Origin of the sequence: Shewanella sp. (genome assembly GCF_013214165.1) — a bacterium.
Lineage (GTDB): Bacteria > Pseudomonadota > Gammaproteobacteria > Enterobacterales > Shewanellaceae > Shewanella.
This window is the reverse complement of the sequence record NZ_JABSSM010000038.1, coordinates 1-24,438: the sequence shown is the minus strand read 5'-3', so window position 1 is coordinate 24,438 and position 24,438 is coordinate 1. Positions and strand designations below refer to the sequence as shown.

At 47.3% G+C, this 24,438-nt stretch carries 12 protein-coding genes; 10 read left to right on the top strand and 2 right to left on the bottom strand.

Going from position 1 to position 24,438, the window contains the following annotated elements:
• Positions 1-28: 28 nt before the first annotated feature.
• Positions 29-946, bottom strand: coding sequence for a carboxylating nicotinate-nucleotide diphosphorylase (gene nadC / locus HRU42_RS12420; protein WP_295031560.1), 918 nt, complete (start codon positions 944-946; stop codon positions 29-31).
• Positions 947-1,274: 328 nt separating this feature from the next.
• Between nadC and ampD the strand changes: the two genes are divergently transcribed.
• From ampD to HRU42_RS12375, 9 genes are all read left to right on the top strand, one after another.
• The gene (gene ampD / locus HRU42_RS12415) at positions 1,275-1,850 is read left to right on the top strand and encodes a 1,6-anhydro-N-acetylmuramyl-L-alanine amidase AmpD (protein WP_295031558.1); all 576 of its coding nucleotides are present in this window, start codon (positions 1,275-1,277) and stop codon (positions 1,848-1,850) included.
• Positions 1,851-1,955: 105 nt separating this feature from the next.
• Positions 1,956-2,807, top strand: a complete 852-nt coding sequence (ampE, locus tag HRU42_RS12410; RefSeq protein ID WP_295031556.1) for a beta-lactamase regulator AmpE — start codon at positions 1,956-1,958, stop codon at positions 2,805-2,807.
• 210 nt (positions 2,808-3,017) lie between these two features.
• Positions 3,018-3,770, top strand: a complete 753-nt coding sequence (gene pdhR / locus HRU42_RS12405) for a pyruvate dehydrogenase complex transcriptional repressor PdhR (protein WP_295031554.1) — start codon at positions 3,018-3,020, stop codon at positions 3,768-3,770.
• 112 nt (positions 3,771-3,882) lie between these two features.
• Positions 3,883-6,543, top strand: coding sequence for a pyruvate dehydrogenase (acetyl-transferring), homodimeric type (aceE, locus tag HRU42_RS12400; RefSeq protein ID WP_295031552.1), 2,661 nt, complete (start codon positions 3,883-3,885; stop codon positions 6,541-6,543).
• 13 nt (positions 6,544-6,556) lie between these two features.
• Positions 6,557-8,434 carry a pyruvate dehydrogenase complex dihydrolipoyllysine-residue acetyltransferase gene (aceF, locus tag HRU42_RS12395; protein WP_295031550.1) on the top strand — a complete coding sequence of 626 codons (1,878 nt, stop codon included), beginning with the start codon at positions 6,557-6,559 and terminating at the stop codon, positions 8,432-8,434.
• Positions 8,435-8,593: 159 nt separating this feature from the next.
• Positions 8,594-10,024 carry a dihydrolipoyl dehydrogenase gene (gene lpdA / locus HRU42_RS12390; protein WP_295031548.1) on the top strand — a complete coding sequence of 477 codons (1,431 nt, stop codon included), beginning with the start codon at positions 8,594-8,596 and terminating at the stop codon, positions 10,022-10,024.
• Positions 10,025-10,321: 297 nt separating this feature from the next.
• Complete coding sequence (locus HRU42_RS12385; protein WP_295031546.1) at positions 10,322-14,701, top strand: EAL domain-containing protein; 4,380 nt, start codon at positions 10,322-10,324, stop codon at positions 14,699-14,701.
• Between the two features lie 199 nt (positions 14,702-14,900).
• The gene (locus HRU42_RS12380; protein WP_295031544.1) at positions 14,901-19,379 is read left to right on the top strand and encodes an EAL domain-containing protein; all 4,479 of its coding nucleotides are present in this window, start codon (positions 14,901-14,903) and stop codon (positions 19,377-19,379) included.
• 141 nt (positions 19,380-19,520) lie between these two features.
• Positions 19,521-21,716 carry a patatin-like phospholipase family protein gene (locus HRU42_RS12375; RefSeq protein ID WP_295031593.1) on the top strand — a complete coding sequence of 732 codons (2,196 nt, stop codon included), beginning with the start codon at positions 19,521-19,523 and terminating at the stop codon, positions 21,714-21,716.
• Between the two features lie 37 nt (positions 21,717-21,753).
• On the opposite strand, the gene HRU42_RS12370 is transcribed toward HRU42_RS12375, so the two are convergent.
• The gene (locus HRU42_RS12370) at positions 21,754-22,104 is read right to left on the bottom strand and encodes an HAD hydrolase-like protein (protein ID WP_295031543.1); all 351 of its coding nucleotides are present in this window, start codon (positions 22,102-22,104) and stop codon (positions 21,754-21,756) included.
• Between the two features lie 427 nt (positions 22,105-22,531).
• Between HRU42_RS12370 and HRU42_RS12365 the strand changes: the two genes are divergently transcribed.
• Positions 22,532-24,438, top strand: a 1,907-nt coding sequence (locus HRU42_RS12365) for a bifunctional aconitate hydratase 2/2-methylisocitrate dehydratase (protein ID WP_295031542.1), incomplete at its 3' end; no start/stop codon positions are given.

Below are 24,438 nucleotides of genomic sequence, written 5' to 3'. Positions count from 1 at the left end.
AAAATATGCTGGCGGGTCTAGATTGCGCTTAGTGTTTCAAGCGCAGAGACAGGTCGAGTGCATGGATATGCTTAGTTAGCGCACCGACCGAGATGTAGTCGACGCCAGTTTTCGAAAAATCGGCGATAGTGTCGAGAGTGACGTTGCCCGATACTTCGAGCTTGGCTTGCTTATCGTCGGGCAGACGCTTATTGATTTCTACCGCTTCGAGCATCATGGTCACGTCGAAGTTATCCAACATGATGATATCCGAGCCCGCTTCCAATGCCTGTTGTAGTTCTAAGATGTTCTCGACTTCGACTTCGACGAGTTTGTTTGGGTCTAGCACTCTGGCCTTAGCGATCGCTTGCGCTATGCCACCACAAGCCATGATATGGTTTTCCTTGATAAGGAAGGCATCGAACAGGCCTATTCTGTGGTTTTTCCCGCCGCCGCAGGTGACTGCATATTTCTGCGCCGTGCGTAGTCCTGGAATGGTTTTACGTGTGTCTAGCAGCTTGGTATTGGTGCCGGCTATCTTATCCACATAATGCTTGGTGAGTGTGGCGACCCCAGACAAGGTTTGAATGAAGTTCATCGCGGTGCGCTCGCCGGTGAGTATGGCGCGTGCCGGGCCCGAGAGCTCACACAGAACCTGATTGGCTATTAACAGATCACCATCATCGACATGCCAGTGGAGCGCGACTTCACCACCGAGTTGGTTGAAGACCTGCTCAGCCCAAGCCTTGCCACAAAATACACCCTCTTCACGAGTGATTAAGCTTGCTTGTGCATGCTTGTCTGCTGGGATTAGTTGCGCGGTGATATCTGCATTCGCCTTATTCTGGCTAGTCAAATCCTCCGGGCTATTAACATCATGGCTGGTCGCAGCTTGAATCGGGGCTTGATAGCCTAAGTCTTCTTCGAGTGCGGCTTTTACTGCAAGCCTAATATCATTTTCCAACATTATTGGGATCCTTGGTGAGCTTACTTTATATAAGCTGATACAACAGGTGAATGATTTAGATTATAAATCGGCTGTTATGCTTGATAAGAGTAATAATAACAAATTTGATCTATAAAGGTAGAGTTTAGTGCTCATACTCTATGCATCTTGTCTCATTAGCTACAGAGGTCGCGGTCGATTCATTCTTTGAGCTACACTTTTTCAAGTCGCGACCCGTGTTTCACATATGAGTGTCAGTTATCTAGAATGAATTCGATGGGTCTTTTCAGTGAGGAGGCTAACTGGTAAAGTGCTGATAAGACATGACAGATTCAGGGTTAACTGATTGTTGACAAAAGCTAAACTAATTCCAGGTTTTGAACTTGGTTGGAGCCATGGGGTGAAGCGGTGTGTGTCACCACATTTTAATGCCAGGCCCGATAATGAGGTCAGCCTGCTGGTTATTCATAATATTAGTCTTCCAGCAGGCTGTTTTGGTACGCCCTATATCGATCAGCTGTTTCAAGGTTGTTTAGATATAGCCGCAGATCCCAGTTTTAACGCGCTTAAAGGCCTCGAAGTCTCGGCGCATTACCTTATTCGCAGAGATGGGGAGGTTATTCAGTACGTCTCTTGCGATGATCGCGCCTGGCATGCTGGGGTGTCTAGTTTTCGGGGGCGAGAAAATTGCAATGATTTTGCTGTCGGAGTAGAGCTTGAAGGCACAGATAGCCAAGATTATACCGAGCCACAATATCAGCAGTTGCTTAGGCTGACGCTTGGCTTGATGGCAAGATATCCCTTGTTGAATTTGGATGCTATTGTCGGTCATTGTGATATCGCGCCGGGCAGGAAAACCGATCCCGGCGATTGTTTCGATTGGAGCAGGTATAAGAGCGAGTTAACCTTGAGTCTGAGCCTCTAGTATCGCTACAGTTTATATCTAGGCTAGCCGAGCATGTCTTAGGCTTGGCGAGATGAATGAGCCCACATGCTGGATGTTTAAATCTGAGTAAAAAGGATGGACCTAATGGCACTGTTTTCCCTATTAGTGGCGATAATGGTTGAGCGATTAAAGCTGCTACCTAAGTCATGGCAACTCGAATCATTTCTAGACCGCTATTCTGCCAACTTGTTTGGTAACAAGCAGCTCAACTCAGAAGCCATGATGGCGCTGGCGCTTCTTTTGCCCGCCATTAGCGTTTTAGTGCTCACTTGGGCCGTCAGCGGCCTGCTATGGGGAGGGGTAAGCTTATTACTTTGGGTCGGGATCTCAATTCTATGCTTTAGTCATCAGAAACAAAGAACGGCTTTTAAGCGATACATGCAGGCGGCTTGTCGAGGCGATTCTCAGGCGTGTTATCATTTTGCCGAAGAGCTAGATTGTAAGCGTGCTATCGAGGCCGTAAGCGAGAGTGACTTAGGCGCTAAAGTGGGCCAAACCGTCACCTGGCTCAACTATCGTTTCTATGGTGCGGTCGCCCTTTATCTCATCTTCTTCGGTCCTGCGGGCGCAGTCTTATACTGTACCGTGCGTTACTTCGCCGATTTCAGTCATCAGCAATCGCTCGAGTTACCCCTGGTGGATAAGGTGCTGGCACTGTTAGATTGGTTGCCGAGCCGCATTTTTTCTTTCGGTTATGTGCTCAGTGGTCAATTCTCGCAAGCCTTCAGCAGTTGGCGCAAGCTGGGGTTAAGCCTGGAGCATAGCGCCAGAGATATAGTGACTCAAGTGGCCTTAGCCGCAGAGCCTAGGCCCGAAGCCTCGGCCACCCCCATTTGTGTCCAGGCGACATTGGCATTGCTGCAGCTGAGTAAACGTAATTTCATTTTACTGTTAACCACGCTTTCCTTGTTGACCATCTTTGGTGTGGTGGCATAACGTCAACATAGCCAATTCTCTTGCCTCTGGCTTGTGACTGTTAAGTCAGTGACAATGGTCTGACCTTTCTCGGTTAAATTTCCGTTATGCTCACACATCGTGAACATCCCAGACTCAGGTCACAAACTGGACTTTCAAAATGTGATTTGCTAAAGTGCGTTCAGTCATCTAAATTGGTAAGACCAATTTACAATAGTAGCTGAGGGTCACATGGCTTATAACAAAATAAACCAGCCAAAAATTTCCGATGTCATCATGGGTCAGTTAGAACAGATGATTTTGGAAGGAAGCCTACAACCGGGTCAGAAGCTGCCTCCTGAGCGTGAGCTGGCACTTCAATTTGAAGTATCCCGTCCCTCGTTACGCGAAGCCATTCAAAAATTAGAAGCTAAAGGCCTGCTGATGCGCCGCCAAGGCGGTGGCACCTATGTCAAAGAGCAGCTGTGGCAGAGCCTGGCCGATCCCATCGTTGAATTGATGCATAGCGACTCTGAGAGTCAGTATGATCTGCTCGAATTTCGTCATGCCACCGAAGGCATGATGGCTTATTTTGCCGCGCTTCGTGGTACCGATGCCGATATGCAGAATATCAAGCGCACCATCATGGATGTAGAGGCGGCGCAAGAGATTGAGCAGCAAGCGCAAGCCATAGTACATTTCTATCGTGCCATAGCAGAGGCGTCACATAACGTGGCCATGTTGCATCTGGTACTCAGTTTAGCGCCTGTGCTGCATAAGAATGTGGCACAGAACCTGGAATTGCTGAATCGAAGAGAGGAAGCAGCCACAAGGGCAAACGAACATAGGCTAGCATTGCTAGCCGCAATCGTTCGCCGTGATCCTGACGCGGCTCGTGAAGCCTCGAATGAGCATTTAAGCTATATCGAGGAAGTGATGTTGACCGTTAGGAAAGAAGATAGTCGGTTGCAGCGCAGTCTGCGCCGTTTAAAAAGTGGTGACTAGGCGTTCTTCAATGTGAGAATCAGCCGGCACCAAACCATATTTTTAATATTTCAAATATCGCTAAGTATTGAGGTTAGGTACTTGGGTATTACGTATAGGAAAGGACTGCGAAATGTCTGAACATATGCTACAAGATTTAGATCCATTAGAGACTCAAGAATGGTTATCTGCTCTAGAATCGGTTGTTCGTGAAGAAGGTGTTGAGCGTGCTCAGTATCTGCTGGAACAAGTACTCGATAAGGCCCGCTTAGATGGCGTCGATATGGCGACTGGTATCAATACCAGCTATATCAACACCATTCCAACCAGCCAAGAGCCTGCATATCCGGGTAATACTACGCTAGAGCGCCGTATTCGTTCTATCATTCGCTGGAACGCGATCATGATCGTGCTTCGAGCTTCTAAGAAAGATCTGGATCTAGGTGGCCATATGGCTTCTTTCCAGTCTTCTGCTGCGTTCTATGAAGTGTGTTTTAACCACTTTTTCCGTGCACCAAACGATGTCGATGGTGGCGATCTAGTCTATTACCAAGGTCATATCTCTCCGGGTATCTATTCGCGTGCATTCCTTGAGGGTCGCTTAAGCGCAGAGCAACTGGATAACTTCCGTCAAGAAGTCGATGGAGAAGGTATCCCTTCATATCCACACCCTAAGCTGATGCCTGAGTTCTGGCAGTTCCCGACCGTGTCTATGGGTCTGGCGCCTATGTCTTCTATCTATCAGGCTCGCTTCCTCAAGTATCTCGATGGCCGTGGCCTTAAAGATACTTCGGCTCAGCGTGTCTATGCCTTCCTAGGTGACGGTGAGATGGATGAGCCTGAATCACGCGGTGCGATTTCATTTGCGGCCCGTGAAAAGCTAGATAACCTATGTTTCTTGATTAACTGTAACCTACAGCGCCTCGATGGCCCTGTTATGGGTAACGGCAGCATCATTCAGGAACTCGAAGGCCTGTTCAGAGGTGCCGGTTGGAACGTGGTCAAGGTGATCTGGGGTAACAACTGGGATTCACTGTTAGCCAAAGATACCACTGGCAAGTTGCTGCAGCTGATGAACGAGACTGTAGATGGTGATTACCAGACATTTAAGTCAAAAGATGGCGCCTACGTACGTGAGCACTTCTTCGGTAAGTACCCTGAGACTGCGGCGCTTGTTTCAGATATGACAGATGCCGAGATCTTCGCACTTAAGCGTGGTGGTCATGAGTCATCTAAGCTTTATGCTGCCTTTAAGAACGCTCAGGATACTAAGGGTAAACCTACTGTGATCTTGGCCAAGACCGTTAAAGGTTATGGCATGGGCGGCGCAGCCGAAGGCAAAAACATAGCGCACCAGGTGAAGAAGATGGACATGAGCCATGTACTGCAACTGCGTGACCGTCTCGGTCTTCAAGACCTGCTAACAGATGAGAAGGTCGCTGAGCTGCCTTACCTATCTTTAGAGGAAGGTTCGGAAGAGTACAAGTACCTGCATGCCCGTCGTGATGCCCTACATGGTTACACGCCTCAGCGTCTGCCTAACTTCACTAAAGCATTAGAGCTACCTGAAGTTGCAGATTTTAAGCCCTTGCTCGAAGAGCAGAAGCGTGACATCTCGACCACTATGGCATTTGTTCGCGCGCTAAACATATTGCTTAAGCACAAGGGTGTGAGCAAAAATATCGTGCCTATCATCGCCGATGAGGCGCGTACATTTGGTATGGAAGGCCTGTTCCGTCAGATTGGTATCTACAATCCTCAGGGCCAGAACTACACCCCACAAGATCGCGAAATTGTTTCTTACTATAAAGAGGCGACTTCGGGTCAGGTATTGCAGGAAGGGATCAACGAGCTAGGTGCTATGTCTTCATGGGTTGCCGCGGCAACGTCATATAGCACTAACGATCTGCCTATGATCCCATTCTACATCTACTACTCTATGTTTGGTTTCCAGCGCGTTGGCGACATGGCATGGATGGCGGGCGATCAACAGGCCCGTGGCTTCTTGTTAGGCGCTACAGCCGGTCGTACCACCTTGAACGGTGAAGGTCTGCAACATGAAGATGGCCATAGCCATGTTCAGGCAAACACGATTCCAAACTGTATCTCTTACGATCCTACTTATGCCTACGAAGTAGCAGTCATCATCCAAGATGGTATGCGTCGCATGTATGGCGATCAGGAGAATGTGTTCTATTACCTGACCCTGATGAATGAAAATTACGCCATGCCAGCCATGCCTGAAGGTGTTGAAGACGGTATTCGTAAGGGTATCTATAAGCTTGAGTCATACCAAGGTAGTAAGCAGGTTCAGCTGATGAGCTCAGGCACCATCATGAACGAAGTGCGTAAGGCGGCGAAGATTCTCAGTGAAGAATATGATGTTGCATCTGACGTTTACTCGGTCACGTCGTTCAACGAATTAACTCGTGAAGGTCAGGATGTCGAGCGTTACAACATGCTGCATCCAGAAGCTGAGCAGAAGCAAGCCTATATCACTCAGGTAATGGGGACGGCTCCTGCTATTGCGGCCACGGATTACATGAAGAACTATGCCGAACAAGTGCGTGCCTTCATGCCGTCTGAATCATTCAAGGTACTGGGTACCGATGGTTTCGGTCGCTCTGACAGCCGTGACAACTTACGTCGTCACTTCGAAGTGAACGCCGGCTATGTGGTCGTCGCAGCACTGACTGAATTAGCTAAACGTGGTGATATTGAAAAATCTGTCGTGGCTCAGGCCATCGCTAAATTCAATATCGACGCAGACAAGATCAACCCGCTATACGCGTAAGAGGCAATACAATATGACAATCGAAATTAATGTACCTGATATTGGTACGGATGAGGTTGAAGTCACCGAGATTTTAGTTAGCGTAGGCGACAGGGTCGAAGAAGATCAATCGCTGATTGCTGTCGAAGGCGATAAGGCCGCGATGGAAGTGCCTGCATCTCAAGCGGGTATAGTGAAAGAGATCAGAGTTGCCGTTGGAGATAAGGTGGCTACCGATTCATTGATCATGGTTTTCGAAGACCATGCAGCATCGGCTCCAGTAGCCCAAGCTGCGGCGGCTACTGCGCCAGTTGCGGCTGTAGCCGCTCCGGCATCAGCCGAGCTAAGAGAAGTAAACTTGCCTGATATCGGTGACGATGAAGTCGAAGTGACTGCCATCTTAGTCAACCTGGGTGACAGCATCACCGCAGATCAGCCCATCTTAAGCGTCGAAGGTGACAAGGCATCGATGGAAGTGCCGGCTCCTTTCGATGGCGTGTTAAAAGAGATTAAAGTTGAGATAGGCGATAAGGTTGCTACCGGTAGTCTAGTCTTGGTGTTCGAAGTTGCTGGAGCATCTGCTGCGCCTGTAACGTCTGCTCCAGTCGCTGCTGCGGTTGCCACCGTTGCGAGCGTACTCGAAGTCACACTGCCCGATATCGGTGACGATGAAGTCGAAGTGACTGCGATCTTAGTCAACCTAGGTGACAGCGTTACCGAGGAGCAGGCAATCTTAAGTGTCGAAGGTGACAAGGCTTCGATGGAAGTGCCGGCTCCTTTTGCTGGCGTGTTAACAGAGATTAAAGTTGAGATTGGTGACAAGGTTTCTACTGGCTCGTTAATCATGATCTTCGAAGTACCAGGCCAAGCGCCTGTTGCTGCACCCGTAGCCGCAGCACCCGCACCAGTTCAAGCATCTGCTCCGGCCGCTGCTGTAGCGGCATCTAAGGCTAAAGCGGCTAAGACTGACTTTGTTGAAAATGATGCTTATGCCCATGCATCCCCTGTGATCCGCCGTATGGCTCGTGAGCTCGGTGTTAACCTGGCTAACGTCAAAGGCACGGGTCGTAAGAGCCGCGTCATAAAAGAAGACGTGCAGAACTACATCAAGGCTGCGATTAAGCAAGTTGAATCGGCTAGCGTCAATGCTACGGCCGGTGGCAACGAGCTTAACTTACTGGCATGGCCTAAGATCGATTTCAGCAAGTTTGGTGAGACAGAAGTTAAGCCCTTATCTCGCATTCAGAAGATTTCTGGCGCTAACCTACACAGAAACTGGGTGAAGATCCCCCATGTTACTCAGTGGGATAATGCGGATATCACTGAACTAGAATCATTCCGTAAGGCGCAAAATGCGGCGGAAGCTAAGAAAGATTCTGGCATGAAGATCACCCCCTTGGTGTTTATCATGAAGGCGGTTGCTAAGGCTCTGGAAGCGTTCCCTACGTTCAACTCATCTCTGTCACAAGACGGTGAGAGTTTGATCATGAAGAAGTACGTCAATATAGGTATTGCTGTCGATACGCCAAATGGCCTGGTTGTCCCTGTTTTCAAAGATGTGAACCAGAAGGGTATCCATGAGTTATCGGACGAGTTAAAGCTGATATCTAAGAAGGCGCGTGGCGGTAAGTTAACGTCTTCAGACATGCAAGGTGGTTGTTTCACCATCTCTAGTCTGGGCGGCATAGGTGGTACGGCATTTACCCCTATCGTTAATGCACCGGAAGTGGCCATTCTTGGGGTGTCCAAGTCTGAGATGAAGCCAGTATGGAATGGTAAAGATTTCGAGCCTCGCTTGATGTTACCTCTATCACTGTCTTACGATCATAGGGTCGTAGATGGCGCCGAAGGTGCACGTTTCATCAGCTATTTAAACAGCTGCTTATCAGATATTCGTACCCTAGTGCTTTAAAAAATGGGCTGCTGGTTAACAGCAGCTTTTTTTATCGTCAATGTATGATTGTGATCGGTATCAAACAAAGGTTAAAATGCGGCCACCTTACAAGATTTGGCAACGTTTTATTTTTGCGCTACTCGTTAGTGTAAGAAAATGAAAAGAATAGAGGAAATCATGAGCAACGAAATCAAAACTCAGGTAGTGGTATTAGGCTCAGGCCCTGCTGGCTATTCGGCGGCATTCCGTGCGGCTGACTTAGGACTAGAGACTGTCATCATCGAACGCTTCAGCACGCTTGGCGGTGTTTGTCTGAACGTAGGTTGTATCCCATCGAAGGCACTGCTACACGTATCTAAAGTGATCGAAGAGGCGAAAGCCGTTGCCGATCACGGTGTGGTTTTTGGCGAGCCAAAGATCGATTTGGACAAGCTACGTGGTTTCAAAAATTCGGTTATCAGCCAGTTAACAAGCGGATTGGGCGGCATGTCCAAGATGCGTAAAGTCGACGTGGTTAATGGTTTCGGTAAGTTTACCGGCCCTAACACTATCGAAGTTGTTGGTGAAGATGGCGTTAAAGTGGTTCATTTCGAGCAGGCTATCATCGCCGCGGGCTCTCGTCCCATCGAATTGCCATTCATTCCACATTCAGATCCACGTGTTTGGGATTCTACCGATGCGCTGGAGCTTAAAGAAGTTCCGGGTAAGCTACTTATCATGGGCGGCGGCATTATCGGTCTTGAGATGGGTACTGTGTACGCGTCTCTGGGTAGCCAAATCGACGTGGTCGAGATGTTGGATCAACTGATCCCAGCAGCAGATAAAGATATCGTTCGTGTCTACACCAAGAAGGTTAAGAGCAAGTTTAACCTTATGATGCAGACTAAGGTGACAGCCGTAGAAGCCAAAGATGATGGCATCTATGTGACTATGGAAGGCAAGAAGGCACCGACTGAAGCGATTCGTTACGATGCTGTGCTAGTGGCAATCGGTCGTGCACCCAATGGTAAGTCGCTGGATGCCGAGAAAGCCGGCATCAATGTCGATGAGCGTGGCTTCATCAATGTCGATAAGCAGATGCGTACCAATGTACCTAATATCTATGCTATCGGTGATATCGTCGGTCAGCCTATGCTAGCGCATAAAGGCGTGCATGAAGGCCATGTGGCTGCAGAAGTTATCTCAGGTTTGAAGCACTTCTTCGATCCTAAGGTGATTCCTTCGATTGCCTATACAGATCCTGAAGTCGCTTGGGTTGGTCTAACCGAGAAGGAAGCCAAAGAGCAAGGTATCGCCTACGAGACAGCAAGTTTCCCTTGGGCCGCCAGTGGCCGTGCAATCGCTTCAGATTGTAGCGAAGGTATGACCAAGCTGATTTTCGATAAAGAGACTCATAGAGTCATAGGTGGCGCTATCGTCGGTGTTAACGGCGGTGAGCTTCTTGGTGAGATTGGTTTGGCGATTGAGATGGGTTGTGATGCCGAAGATCTGGCATTGACTATTCATGCGCACCCTACCTTACATGAGTCTGTAGGCCTGGCGGCTGAGATTTATGAAGGTTCGATCACAGATTTGCCAAATCCGAAGGCAAAAAAGAAGAAAAAGTAATATTTTCTTAAGATCATAAACAGGCGCTCATTTGAGCGCCTTTTTTGTGTTTAAAATAAACATATTGAAACAATTTATGCGGACCAAATACTGATATTTTGATGGGTTAACCTGAACTAACTGATATATTTGTACTAACAATGTGACAGCTGTGTGTCTAATTCGTTAAAATATCAGGATGGCCACTTGCCAAAGCGAATAATAAAAATAGCCGTTTTATTCATATTCATTTGTACATGCTTACCTTCATTAGCCGCAAATAATTTTGTTTTGCGTGTCTTCGATCATGAAGAAGGCTTGAACAATGGCACGATAAACGATATCGGTTTTGATGCCCATGGCTTCGTCTGGCTGGCGACAGATGGAGGGGTTTTTCGTTTAAGTAACTCTAAGATAAGACGGATAGACGGTGAACATCATCAGCTCAAGCTGTCCAGCGAATCGATAAATATCGTTGAATCCTTGAGTGCTAAGCATCTGTTAATCAGCGGCGATGCTGACACCTACTTGTACGATATACGGCAAAATACCTTTGCTCGTTTCGGTAGCCCGTCACTTTTCCCCAATTATAAGGGAGGCGGGATCACCGCTCTAGTTAAGCAAGATGATCACCACATATTATTGACCTCCGAGGGTGAGCTACTTCATTATTTCTACGAAAAAAACATCCTAGAAGGGATCCGATTTCTTAAGTTTGATGCGGATACACCGTGGAAACATCTAGTGGCATTAGATGAGGGCCGATTCTTAATTGCGAGTGAATTTGCGCTACAGCTTATGGACAAGCGAGGCTTAACCTTAGCGAGTTTCCCCTGGGATGAAGGTCGTGGTGAGGTTAATTATCTGTTTAAAGATGCCGGGGGGCGAGTTTGGCTGAGCACGAGCGTGGGATTATATGAGGTCGATATTGCGAGTCTGGAGCTCGATGCTGTCGAGGCTCTGGCGTTATTTGTGACGCGAATGGTGGAAGATGATGATGGATTTTTCTGGATTTCTTCGAGTAGAGGCTTGCTCAAATGGAGGCCGGGAGATGTTGAATATTCATTCTATAAAGAACAGCTTGAGCAAGACGCCGGCATAGATGTTATTAATGTGATTGAAATCGATGATTCTGGACTTATCTGGGTCGGTGGCGATGGCGATGGTGAGGGCTTAGCGATTGTGACGACTAGGGCCGATTTTTTGCTGGATACCTTCACGGCATCGCTGCCTTATTCCATCAGTAATGAAATTATCTGGGGGATCTATGCCGATGAGCATAGTATCTGGCTTGGCACCGATGGGGGGCTGATTTTAATCGATAAGTTAAGCCGCACATCTGCAACCGTGCGCCTTCCCGGATTGGAGTTCGATGACAGTATCTTCAGTGTAGATAACCTGGATGCTAATCATCTGTTATTATCCACCAATGATGGCTTGTACGTGGTGAATAAAAAACGTTTAACCAGTCAAAAATTTGCCAAGTGGTCCCATGGCGAGGGCTCACTGGAACATAAGACTGTTTTTGATAGTTATCAGGATCCCTCGATTGTTGACCGCTGGTGGTTTATGACCTCCACTGGGCTTTACTTCTGGGAGCCGGGTCTAAGTGTCCCTCAACATATGCCGGTATTAACGAAAAATAGCCAGACTAAACGGGTCAGCGTAAGAAGGGTATTTAGGGATTCAAGCGGCAATCTTTGGCTCGGTGGGGTAAACTTATTCGGCTATCTGGATCCGCGAGGGACGTTTCATTCTAAACTGGCCGCATTGAGTGAACTTGACAGCGAACTGATCATTAATGACATAGAGGCAATCGATTCAGATACATTTTGGTTGGGGACTTCTTCCTTGGGCGTGATTGAATATTCGCTCTCCTCCGGTGATGTTAGGCACTTAAATAAACAGTGGCAGACCGATTGCACATCGGTATCTTTCATACAGGATACGGCCAATTTCAGGCTCGTTGGCTGTTCAAATTCGATACTCAGATATACCAAGTCTTCCCATGAGGTGCTGGTACTTGATCACGCCGATGGCTTGTTGGGGCACGAGATAAACCAGGGTGCATTCTTCTATGCTCCCGATGAGGGGCTCTATGTCGGCACCCCAGACGGCGCCATGTTGCTCGATATTAATAACTTATCCCATCGATTTATACATCATGATGTCATTCTAGAGGCGATGTCAGTTTTCTATGATGACGGAGTTCAACTTGATCTGAATCCTCGAGATGACAAGATCATCAAACCCGGTGCCAGGATGATTCGTTTTCAGCTAACCGGCCTGGATTATCTCGATGATGCTCCTATGACTCTGCGCTATCGTCTCAGGTTCGAAACTGGGACAAGTGAAGCAGAAATTGAATATATCCTTATCGATGGTCAGCCTGAGGTCATCATAACAGGTTTACAATTTGGCCATTATGTCTTAGAAGTTATGAGCCAGATCCATGGCAGCTGGTCGACTGTGCCATTAAGATTTACGTTTTCCGTCGAACAGAATTGGTGGAAGGCGATCTGGTTCAAGGCTCTGTTTATCTCCGTTTTTTTCAGCATATTTATTGGGGTGATGATTTTTCGTCACCGGCAAGTAGAGGTCTTTAAAAAGATAAACCTAGCCCTGACCGAAACCGAAGAGAGGTTGAGGCAATCTTTGAGAGGCAGTGACTCTGAGCTCTGGGAGTGGCGTCATGACACTCAGACATTTGATAAAGAGAATCAAGGCGCAGATCGTAAGTCAGATCAATTAAATTACATATTCTCATGGGATGAGCTACCTATTCATCGCGAGGATAAAGCAAGGGTGAGTGAAGCCTGGCATGACATGCTCCAGGGAAAGACCGAGAGATTGGAGATCGAGTTTCGCTTCCACAGAAAAGATCTAATCTGGGGCTGGTCGAGAGTCATGGGGCGCCCAATCGAAGTCGATGAAGAGACGGGGACAATTTTGCGGGTCGCGGGTATCTTTTCCGATATCACGGCGCAGCGACAGCTGGAAGATGATGTGAAGCTGTTGGCGCAAGCCTTCGCTAATACCTCGGAAGGTGTGCTGATCTTAGATGTTCGTGAAAACATCATAGTCTCCAATGTCGCGGCGCAGACCATGATAGCGACCACTGCTGAGGAGTTGAATGAGAAGGTTTTTTCTGAATTGATTTTTGCCAAGCAAGGACACTCGGATGAAATCGTTAACTTATTGCAGCAGAAGGTCACCTGGACGGGGGAAAGGGAGTTGCTAGATGAGTCTGGTGCCCATTGTCCCGTATGGTTAAATGTATCCGCCATGTTAAACAGTAAAGGCGATGTCACCCATTATGTGGCGGTGTTTTCCGATATTACCGAGCGTAAACGCACCGAAGCCGATCTCAGGCGATTGGCAAATTACGACATTTTGACGGGTCTGCCGAATCGCTCCTTGTTTGCTACCCGCCTGGCCCAGTCGATCCATCATGCCGAGCGCAGTGGAGAAAAATTGGCGCTGATCTTCCTCGATCTGGATAGATTTAAACACGTCAATGACTCATATGGCCATAGCATGGGGGACGCCTTGTTGGTCGAGGCGGCAAATCGGCTACAGTCTTGTATCTCACAAGAACACACCTTATGTCGTTTCGGCGGCGATGAATTTGTGATCTTATTAAGAGATGCCGCCAATTTAGACAGGATAAATCATATCTGTACTCGCTTGCTGGCGCAGATAAAGACACCTTTCGTGCTCTATGGACGTGAGTTTCATATCTCTACCAGCATAGGGGTGAGTCTATGGCCCGATGATGCTAGGCAAGCCGAAGTGCTGATTAAGAATGCCGATCAGGCCATGTATCACGCCAAGGAAAAAGGCCGTGGCAACTTTCAGTATTTCTCTTCCGAGCGCAATGCACAAGCCCTGTTTCATCTGAGGCTGGAATCCGAGCTGCGTAAGGCGATAGAAAGAGATGAATTTGAGCTCTATTATCAACCTCAGGTAGATGTGCTCGATGGCAATACCTTGTTCGGCATGGAGGCATTATTGAGATGGCGTCACCATGAAGATGGATTGATACGCACGGATATTTTTATCGCGGTGGCCGAGTCATGCGGCTTGATTGTCGATATCGATAAATGGGTGTTACGTCAGGCCTGTAAACAAGGTGTTATCTGGTCTCAGTCCTATGACGCTAGCTTTAAACTGTCGGTTAATATCTCGGCGGTTCATTTTCGCCAGCCTGATTTTGTTACAGGGCTTAAACAAATCTTACAGGAAACCCAATTTGACCCTAACAGACTGGGGTTGGAGATTACCGAAGGTGTGTTGCTCAAAGAAATCAATATTGCTAAGGAGCATCTTATAGAGCTCGCGGCTCTAGGCATAGATGTCGCCATCGATGACTTCGGTACCGGTTATTCTTCACTAGCCTATTTACGTGACTTGAATGTGAACACCTTAAAAATAGATCGCTCCTTCCTTATCAATATCGCCACCAGTGAAGTCGATCAAGCCATAGCAAGCAGTATCATAGAGCTTGCCAGAAACCTTAAGTTAAACCTAGTTGCCGAGGGGGTGGAGACAAAAGAGCAATATGAACAGGTCATTAACCGGGGCTGCTATGTGATCCAGGGGTATTTTTTTTCTAAGCCCTTGACTGCGGCCCTGATGGAGAAATATATGCAAGATGACCATGTGATCTTGCCTGAGCCGCAGAATGTTGATGGATAGCGTTACCTAGTGAGTATAGATTTGCCAAATCTGCGGAAAAAAGAACAAAAGCACTATTTTATTAGGATCATGAAAGGCGCTAAAGTTAGTGTTATTTGCTATTAATCAGGTGTATTAGCGTTAATGAACTGATACATTCGAAGTCAGTATTGTAAAAGTGGATCTAACACCCAACTTATATGAATTGCGCTAATCGCTAATGCTATTAACTAAAATAATAAAAATCATCACTTTATGCCTATTCATCAGCATTTTTTTGGTTCCCGTCGCTGCAAATGATTTTGTCATCCGTATCTTTGGAGAAGCAGAAGGTTTAGAAAATGGCACCATAAACGATATCAGCTTCGACTCTCATGGCTTCGTGTGGGTGGCCACAGAGCAAGGGCTATTTCGATTAAGTAACTCTAAGATAAGACGCATCGATAAAGAAGCGTTCGACCTCAGGCTTTCCGGTGAATATATCAATCTGGTTGAGCCGCTGAGCGCTCGGCATCTGCTGGTCAGTAATTACTCAGATACTTACCTGTACGATATGTTACAAAATAAGTTCGTTCGTTTCGGTAGCGAGTCACTTTTTCCTGACTATAAGGGCGGTGGGGTTATCGCTCAAGTGAAGCAAGGCGAACACTATATTTTACTGAGCTCAGAGGGTGAGTTACTGCAATTTTCCTACGAGAAACGGCTGCTCGAACGGATCAATTTCCTCCCCACTAATGCAGATATACCTTGGAGAAGTTTAGTCGCTTTAGATGATGGCCGCATCATAGTGGGCACTGAATATGAGCTACAACTTAGAGATAGCCAAGGGCTGAGAATCGCTGTTTTTCCCTGGGGAGAGGAAAACGGCCTGATGAAGCAGTTATTTAAAGATTCCCAGGGGAGAATTTGGCTCAGCTCGAGTGAAGGGGTCTATAGAGTCTATGCCGATACCCTCAAGATTGAAGCCGTCGAAGCCCTGTCCTTCTATGCCACCAATATAGCCGAAGATAACGAGGGCAGCTTTTGGTTCTCCGGAAGAATGGGATTGATCAAGTGGACGCCGGGAGACCTTGAATACCTTCTATATAAAGAGCAGCTTAAACAAGATGCAGACATGGATTATATTTATGATGTTGAAATCGATGATTCTGGACTTATTTGGGTCGGAGGCGCCGGGGAGGGGCTGGCCATAGTCGCCAGCGAGCCCGACTTTTTGCTCGATACCTTTACCGCAGCGCCACCATACTCCATGAGTAATGAGATGGTTTGGGGGATCTATGGAGAGGGGGATCGTGTTTGGTTTGGTACCGATAATGGCTTGTTATTGATAGATAAACTTGCCCGCACTTCTAGCTGGTTTTTCCCTCAAGGTTTAGAGGTTAACGATAGTATTTATAGCGTTGAGAGTCTGGACGCGGCACATCTTTTATTAGGGACCACCAATGGTCTGTTTGTGGTGAACAAGGCGACGTTTACGGCTCAAAGCTTCGCAGACTGGACTCATGGTGACAACTCACTGGAACATAAGATAGTTTATGCCACTTATGATGATCCCTTAATTCAAGGCCGCTGGTGGTTTATGACCTCCACTGGCTTATATTTCTGGGAGCCCGGTCTTTTCAATCCTCAACCTATGCCGATTTTCATCGGTGGGCTCAACCCCAGAGTGGTTGATATTAGGTCGGTTATCAGAGACGAGTCTGGCAAGCTGTGGCTAGGTGGCACCGAGCTGTTTGGCTATCTGGATCATGAAGGTGATTTCCATTCAAGACTCGACAACTTGAGTGATGGCAGTAGTGAAACGAGTATCAATTATATCGAGCTAGTCGACTCGGATACATTTTGGCTGGGAACATCACCAACAGGTTTGATCGAATATTCACTCGATAGCGGTGAGGTCAGGAAATTAAATAAAGAGTGGGAAATTGATTGTTCATCCGTCTATTTTATTCAGCAAACTGGCGATCACTGGTTAATTGGCTGCCCTAAAACGCTGCTAAGATATACCAAATCGACAGGGGATATCATGGTCTTGGGTCATGACGATGGCTTGTTAGGGGGTGAACTCAATGATGGTGCATTCTTCTATGATCCCGGTGAGGGGCTCTATCTCGGCACGCCGGATGGCGCTATGTTGCTCGATGTCGACAGTTTCTCCAATCGAATTCAGCACGATGGTGTGTTCCTGGAGGCGGTATCTGTTTTTTATGATGACGGAGTTCAAACCGATCTTATCCCCCAAGATGAAAAAATTATAAAACCCGGTGCCAGGATGATCAGTTTTCAGATAACCAGCCTGGATTATCTCGATGATACGCCCATGACTCTGCAGTATCGTCTCAGACGAGAAGGAGAAATGACCCAAGCTAAATATTTACTTCTCGATGGTCAGTCTCAGCTTAATATATCTGGCCTGCGATGCGGAAAATATACTTTAGAGATCCTGAGCCAGCAGAATGGGATCTGGTCTGCCGAGCCATACCGTTTCAGTTTTGTTGTGAAGCAATATTGGTGGCAGATGATCTGGGTTAAAAGCCTGCTGCTATTCACCCTATTGTGTATCTGCGGCGGTATTATCTTTTATCGCCAGAGACAGATTAAGGCATTTAAACGGATCAACACGGCCTTGGTCGAGAGCGAAGAGAGGCTCAGGCAATCTCTGAAAGGCAGTGATTCTGAACTATGGGAATGGCGGCAAGATTCTCAGATGTTCAGCCTGGAGAATCAGCGGGCAGAGAAAGAGGATGACAGAGGCGATAGAATACTCAGGTTAGAGGATTTTCCCATTCATAGGGAAGACAGAGACAAGGTTCTCAATGCTTGGGAGAGTATGGTTAGAGGCTCGAGCGACCGTTTCGATGTCGAGTATCGCTATCGCCGCGAGGATAAGAGCTGGGGATGGACCAGAGTCAGGGGGCGACCGGTCGAGGTGGATGCAGAGTCGGGCCGTATATTAAGGGTCGCGGGTATTTATTCAGATATCACCCTACAGCGTCAGCTCGAAGACGATGTAAAGCTGCTGGCCCAGGCATTCGGTAACACCTCCGAAGGCGTGCTGATTCTGGATGCGGCGGAGCGAATTAAGGTGTCTAATACGGCCGCTCAAACCATATTGGGAGCATCGGCTAAGCTGCTAAATGGTAAGTTTTTCTCTGAGCTGATTTTAGCTAAAGAGGGGCGAACTGATGAAATTGTTCACCTTTTGCAGCAGGGGATCAGCTGGACAGGTGAGAGAGAGTTCTTATGTGAACAAGGCGGCTCATGCCCGGTCTGGCTTAACGTCTCTGCCATGTTGGGAAGTAAGGGTAATATTACCCATTATGTTGCCGTGTTTTCCGACATTACCGAGCGTAAACGTACCGAGGCAGATCTCAGACGCCTGGCAAATTATGATGTGCTAACGGGTCTGCCAAACCGCTCTCTATTTTCTACTCGCTTAGCTCAGTCGATACATAGTGCCGAGCGCAGTGGTGAAAAACTCGCACTGATATTTCTCGATCTGGATAGATTTAAATACGTCAATGACTCATATGGTCATAGCATGGGGGATGCCTTGTTGGTCGAGGCCGCCAATCGTCTCCAGTCTTGTATCGCAGAAGAGCACACCTTATGCCGTTTTGGTGGCGATGAATTTGTGATTTTATTAAGAGATGCCTCAAATTTAGACACGATAAATCATATCTGTGCTCAATTGCTCGAGCAGATCAAGACACCATTCGAACTCTATGGTCGTGAGTTTTTTATCTCTACCAGCATAGGGGTGAGCTTATGGCCCGATGATGCCAGGCAAGCTGAGGTGCTGATCAAAAATGCCGATCAGGCCATGTATCATGCCAAAGAACAAGGCCGTGGTAACTTTCAGTACTTCTCTTCCGAACGTAATGTAGAGGCCTTGTATCATCTTAGGTTAGAAGCCGAGCTGCGTAAGGCAATTGAGAGAGATGAGTTTGAGCTGCATTACCAACCTCAGGTCGATATTCTCAAGGGGGATAAGCTGATCGGTATGGAGGCGTTATTGAGATGGCGTCACCATAAAGATGGCCTAGTTCGCACCGACATCTTTATCAAGGTGGCAGAGTCTTGTGGCTTGATTGTCGATATCGATCGTTGGGTGTTACGTCAGGCCTGTATACAAGGTGCCATCTGGTCCGAATCCTATGAAGAGACGTTTAAATTGTCGGTGAACATCTCGGCGGTGCATTTTCGCCAACCTGATTTTATCGAAGGTGTTAAACAAATCTTAGCTGAGACCGGGTTAGATCCACGCTTGCTGGGTTTAGAAATTACCGAAGGCGTGTTGATGAAGGAGTTGGATACCGCGAAGGAGCATCTACTAGAGCTCAGAGCACTTGGGATTGAGGTGGCTATCGATGATTTTGGTACCGGTTATTCTTCATTAGCCTATTTACGCCATTTCGATGTGGATACCTTAAAAATCGATCGCTCATTCCTTATCGATATCGCGACCAATGAAGCCGACCAAGCCATAGCCAGTAGTATCATTGAGCTTGCCAGAAACCTAAAGTTAAACGTCGTTGCCGAAGGCGTGGAGACCAAGGAGCAGCTTGAGCAGGTCTTTAGCCGTGGTTGTTATGTGATCCAAGGATATTATTTCTCCAAGCCCTTAACTGTGGCTGATATGGAGACCTATATGGATAACGCTAGCCTATTTCCCAATAAAAGTGCATCTGCATATTGAGGTAATGACTCAGCTAAACGCCCTTAATTTCCACGTGATTTTTTTGCTAAGTTGTTGCTGGTTTTTTGTTAGAATGAGCGTGGCAAATGTAACTAATAATTAAAGAAAATATATATGACCCGCTTACTCTGCTTATTTCTCATGCTCTCTGTCAGTTTTTCGGCATTCGCCGACGAGGTGCGTCCTAAAATTGGTCTGGTGCTGAGTGGCGGCGGGGCTAAAGGTGCCGCACATATTGGTGTACTTAAAATTTTGGAAGAGAATCGTATCCCTGTCGATTATATTGCCGGAACCAGTATCGGTGCCTATGTCGCCGGCATGTATGCACTGGGTTACAGTGCCACAGAGATCGAGAAGATCATGCTCAACGAGACCTGGTCTGACGGCTATTCAGACACCATTCCAAGGCAGGACTTGAGTTATCGTGATAAGCAGCAGAGAGACAGGTTCAACCTTCCCATCAATATGGGCTATAGCGATGATGAGGTCAAAGTGCCTAATGGTCTGCTTCGAGGGCAGACCATGTCGCAGTTGTTGCAACGCTCAACTGGCTTAGTGAATCAATTTGGCCATTTCGATGATCTTGCCATCCCCTATCGCGCCGTGGCGACAGATCTAGAAACCAGCAAGCCTGTGGTTATTGCCAATGGCAGCATAGTCAATGCGATGCAAGCATCGGCGACAGTCCCCGGAGCGCTTCAGCCTGTGGAGTATGAGGGGAAGCTACTAATCGATGGTGGTATCGGCAATAACATGCCTGTGGACGTCGTCAAAGCTCTGGGTGCAGACATCATCATAGCCGTAGATATAGGTTCATCCTTGGTGAAGAAAGAGGAGTTAACCAGTACCATCGCCGTGCTCAATCAGCTCTCAACCATGCTGACGAATGCCAGTACAGAGCGGCAAAAATTACTATTAACGCAAGACGATATTCTTATCCGCCCCGATGTGGGAGGCATGAGTACCACAGATTTTACCATCATGCCTGAGGCGTTCTCATTAGGTCAACAGGCGGCGCTTGAGCACTTGATCAGCCTACAAGGCTTGAGTATCGGTGAAGAGGCGTTTGAGGAGTATCTCGCCAGAAAGAAGCAATTGAGCCGTCAATGGCTCGATGATATCGACCATCCCATCGTTAATATTGTGTTCAACAATGAGTCGAAAGTCAGCGAGTCGTTACTGAGAGAAACCTTAGGTATTGAGGAGGGGGAGGTTGTCACTCAAGAGAGGCTGGCAGAGGGAATCGCCGCTATTTACTCGCTGGATAAATTTGAGCGCGTCAATGCAGAGTTTATCGACACCGACCAAGGCAGAATATTAACCCTCAATACCCATGCAAAATCCTGGGGGCCAAACTATTTCCAGCTGGGCTTTAGCTGGGAAGATGACTTTTCCTTAGACTCCGCCGTTTCATTAGATCTGGCTTATACCTTGACCGATTTGACCGATACTGGCGGCGAATGGCGTAATGAAATTAAGTTGGGTTATGAAAAGTTGATCTCTACCGAGTTCTATCAGCCCTTAGATTATGATCAAGCCTTCTATAGCAGAGCTAAATTGAGCTACGAGATTAAAGATTGGGACTTCTTCGATGCCAACTCCAGAATAATTGAGCTTAAGCAGAAGCAGTACCGCGCCGATGTCGGCATTGGCTATAACTATGTTCAAGAGGGCATGATTGAACTCGGCGTCATCGGCGAGACAGGATATTTGGAAAATGGATTTTTTCTCGAGGATTTAGCATACAATTCCTATGGTGGATATTTTAAGTTTGGCTATGACGATCTCAATAGCATCAACTTCCCCACATCTGGAAATCGATTGACCTTAGATGTTTACTATCGCAAAGAAGACAACCCAAGTGTCTTCTTCGAAGAGTTAGGTGAGTTCAAGGAGAATTCACTGCAAATTGAATTGGATTGGCGCGGCGCCTTGAGTATGGGGAATCACGCGTTTGTCGGCATCGCATCACTGGCCACCGTCAGTAAAGGTGAAGGGTTTAGCGTGCACGTGTCCGAACTCGGTGGATTCTTGAACCTCTCCGGTTACCATAAGAATGCCCTAGTTGGACCGCATAAGATTTTCGGCGCATTCGTGTATCAATATGATCTAGGAAGGGATGTGCTGGGCATGACAGATTACCCGCTCTATTTGGGCGCGAGTATCGAGGCGGGTAATGTCTGGCAGTTAAGAGACAGTGTGGATCTGGATGACCTCATCTATTCCGGCAGCCTGTATTTTGGCACAGATACCAGCATGGGGCCTGCGGCAATTGGTTTCGGTTGGGCGGATGATGGCGAGAAGGCCATATTCCTATTTATCGGCAAGAACTGGTAATGCCAATTTGCGAAATTGCCGATCACTAAGATTAATACTAAGTTACAAATTTGGCTAAACCTATCTTATAGTCATTAGCCCGGCAATATTCCAGTGCACTCTCCACACCTGTCATGGCTTGGCCGCTAGTCGTAATCGCACTGACAACTTGATCGACTATGGTGTTAGCCGTGTGTTGATTGTCATAATTATCCCAGGGGAATCTCTGATGCCAGTAACCGACGACTTGATCGATTCTCAGCCCCGTCGTTTGAAGTGTATCCTCATAACATATAGGTAGCCCCAAGAGTTTCATCGTCTCAAATTCAGCTTCTTGCCAGCTGGGTTCTGAATCGATCAAGACTCCATCCATGTCGAAAATGACGGCTTTTAACTTAGGCGAGGTCATAGTGTTCCAAAATATTCGTTATAACTAGCATGAATAGTACCCCTGTTTTTCGTCAGTTTGTTGGGGAATTACCTATAATTTATGCAGTAATATTTTCTTTCAAGCCAATACTTGAGGATGTAGATACGGTTTAGTATATATTTAAGTGATTTAAATTCAATGCGTTAGTTAGGTCTTGCCTAGAGGGTGTTATGTTATTCGTGGTATTTATAGACTAATCAACCAAATAACCATGATAATAATATGGTTATTTGGCTCGGTGATGTCTGATAAGAGTGTGATCTGTTTCAAACTTTTGCTTAGCTATAGTATAATAGTCACCAGAAAAAAGGTCGTGAAAAAAAGGTCGAGCCTGCAGGACTGTCAGCTTTCAATATCAAGAAGTGCAGTTTCGTTGTTAGAACGCCAAACAAAGAGGAATGTTGCCGTGCTAGAAGCATATCGTAAACACGTCGCAGAACGTGCTTCAGAGGGCGTAGTCCCTAAGCCATTAGATGCCCATCAAGTGGCCGAGTTAGTTGAAATCGTCAAGAACCCACCCGCGGGAGAAGAGGCATTTATCCTCGACCTGCTTGAGAACAGAATTCCACCGGGAGTAGATGAAGCCGCCTATGTTAAAGCGGGTTTCCTGGATGCTGTTGCCAAGGGTGAAGTCACATCGCCAATCCTAACATCGGCTCGCGCCGTTGAACTGCTTGGCACCATGCTGGGGGGTTATAACATAGCGCCCTTGATTGCTCAGCTGGATGTTGCAGCCCAGGCCCCATTGGCTGTTAAAGCCTTATCAAAAACCTTGCTGATGTTTGATTCTTTTCACGATGTGGTTGAGAAGATGCAAGCGGGCAATGAATTTGCTAAGCAGGTCGTTCATGCATGGGCCGATGCCGATTGGTTCCTGACTCGTCCTAAGCTTGCAGAGAAGATCTCTCTCACCGTGTTTAAAGTCACGGGTGAAACCAACACAGATGACCTGTCTCCGGCGCCCGATGCCTGGTCTCGCCCCGATATTCCTTTGCATGCATTAGCCATGCTAAAGAATGCTCGTGACGGTATCGTACCCGATGAGCCTGGTGCTCTGGGTCCAATCAAGGAGATCGAACAACTTAAGACTAAAGGTTTCCCACTCGTCTATGTGGGTGATGTAGTCGGTACAGGCTCTTCACGTAAGTCGGCCACTAACTCAGTGCTATGGTTTATGGGTGATGATATCCCTAATGTGCCTAACAAGCGCGCTGGTGGTTTCTGTCTCGGTGGTAAGATCGCGCCTATCTTCTTCAACACCATGGAAGATGCCGGTGCGCTACCGATAGAACTCGATGTGACCAAGATGAACATGGGCGATGTTATCGACATCTACCCATACCAAGGCATAGTTAAGCGTCATGATAGCGATGAAGTTATCTCCGAGTTCAGTCTGAAGACTGAAGTCTTGATGGATGAAGTTCGCGCCGGTGGCCGCATTCCATTGATCATCGGACGTGGCCTTACTGCTCGCGCTCGTGAAGTACTTAAGCTTGAAGACTCAAAGGTTTTCGTCTTACCAAAAGACGTGGCCGATACGGGCAAAGGTTATACCCTTGCTCAGAAGATGGTGGGTAAAGCTTGTGGCGTTACCGGTATTCGTCCGGGCCAATACTGTGAGCCTAGGATGACTTCTGTGGGTTCGCAAGATACTACCGGTCCTATGACTCGTGATGAGCTTAAAGATCTGGCTTGTCTTGGTTTCAGTGCCGATCTGACCATGCAGTCTTTCTGTCACACGGCGGCTTACCCTAAGCCTGTCGATGTGAACACTCACCATACGCTGCCTGATTTCATCATGAACCGTGGTGGTATATCACTGCGTCCTGGTGACGGAGTGATCCACTCTTGGTTAAACCGTATGTTGTTGCCTGATACTGTAGGTACAGGTGGTGATTCACATACTCGCTTCCCCATTGGTATCTCTTTCCCAGCGGGTTCAGGTCTAGTGGCATTTGCCGCGGCGACAGGCGTTATGCCTCTGGATATGCCTGAATCTGTCTTGGTACGTTTCAAAGGTGAGATGCAACCGGGTATCACGCTACGTGATCTGGTCCACGCTATTCCACTTAAAGCCATCGATATGGGTCTCTTGACCGTAGAGAAGCAAGGCAAGGTTAACTTCTTCTCCGGCCGCGTACTTGAGATTGAAGGCCTTGAAAGCTTGAAGGTTGAGCAGGCATTTGAATTGTCTGACGCTTCAGCCGAGCGTAGTGCTGCAGGTTGTAGCATCAAGCTGGACAAAGAGCCAATCATCGAATATCTAAACTCCAACATAGTCATGTTGAAGTGGATGATTGCCGAAGGTTATGG

Coding starts and splice junctions, on each gene's coding strand:
- nadC (WP_295031560.1), bottom strand. CDS start 946: ATGTTGGAAAATGATATTAGGCTTGCAGTAAAAGCCGCACTCGAAGAA.
- ampE (WP_295031556.1), top strand. CDS start 1,956: ATGGCACTGTTTTCCCTATTAGTGGCGATAATGGTTGAGCGATTAAAG.
- pdhR (WP_295031554.1), top strand. CDS start 3,018: ATGGCTTATAACAAAATAAACCAGCCAAAAATTTCCGATGTCATCATG.
- aceE (WP_295031552.1), top strand. CDS start 3,883: ATGTCTGAACATATGCTACAAGATTTAGATCCATTAGAGACTCAAGAA.
- aceF (WP_295031550.1), top strand. CDS start 6,557: ATGACAATCGAAATTAATGTACCTGATATTGGTACGGATGAGGTTGAA.
- lpdA (WP_295031548.1), top strand. CDS start 8,594: ATGAGCAACGAAATCAAAACTCAGGTAGTGGTATTAGGCTCAGGCCCT.
- HRU42_RS12380 (WP_295031544.1), top strand. CDS start 14,901: ATGCTATTAACTAAAATAATAAAAATCATCACTTTATGCCTATTCATC.
- HRU42_RS12375 (WP_295031593.1), top strand. CDS start 19,521: ATGCTCTCTGTCAGTTTTTCGGCATTCGCCGACGAGGTGCGTCCTAAA.
- HRU42_RS12370 (WP_295031543.1), bottom strand. CDS start 22,104: ATGACCTCGCCTAAGTTAAAAGCCGTCATTTTCGACATGGATGGAGTC.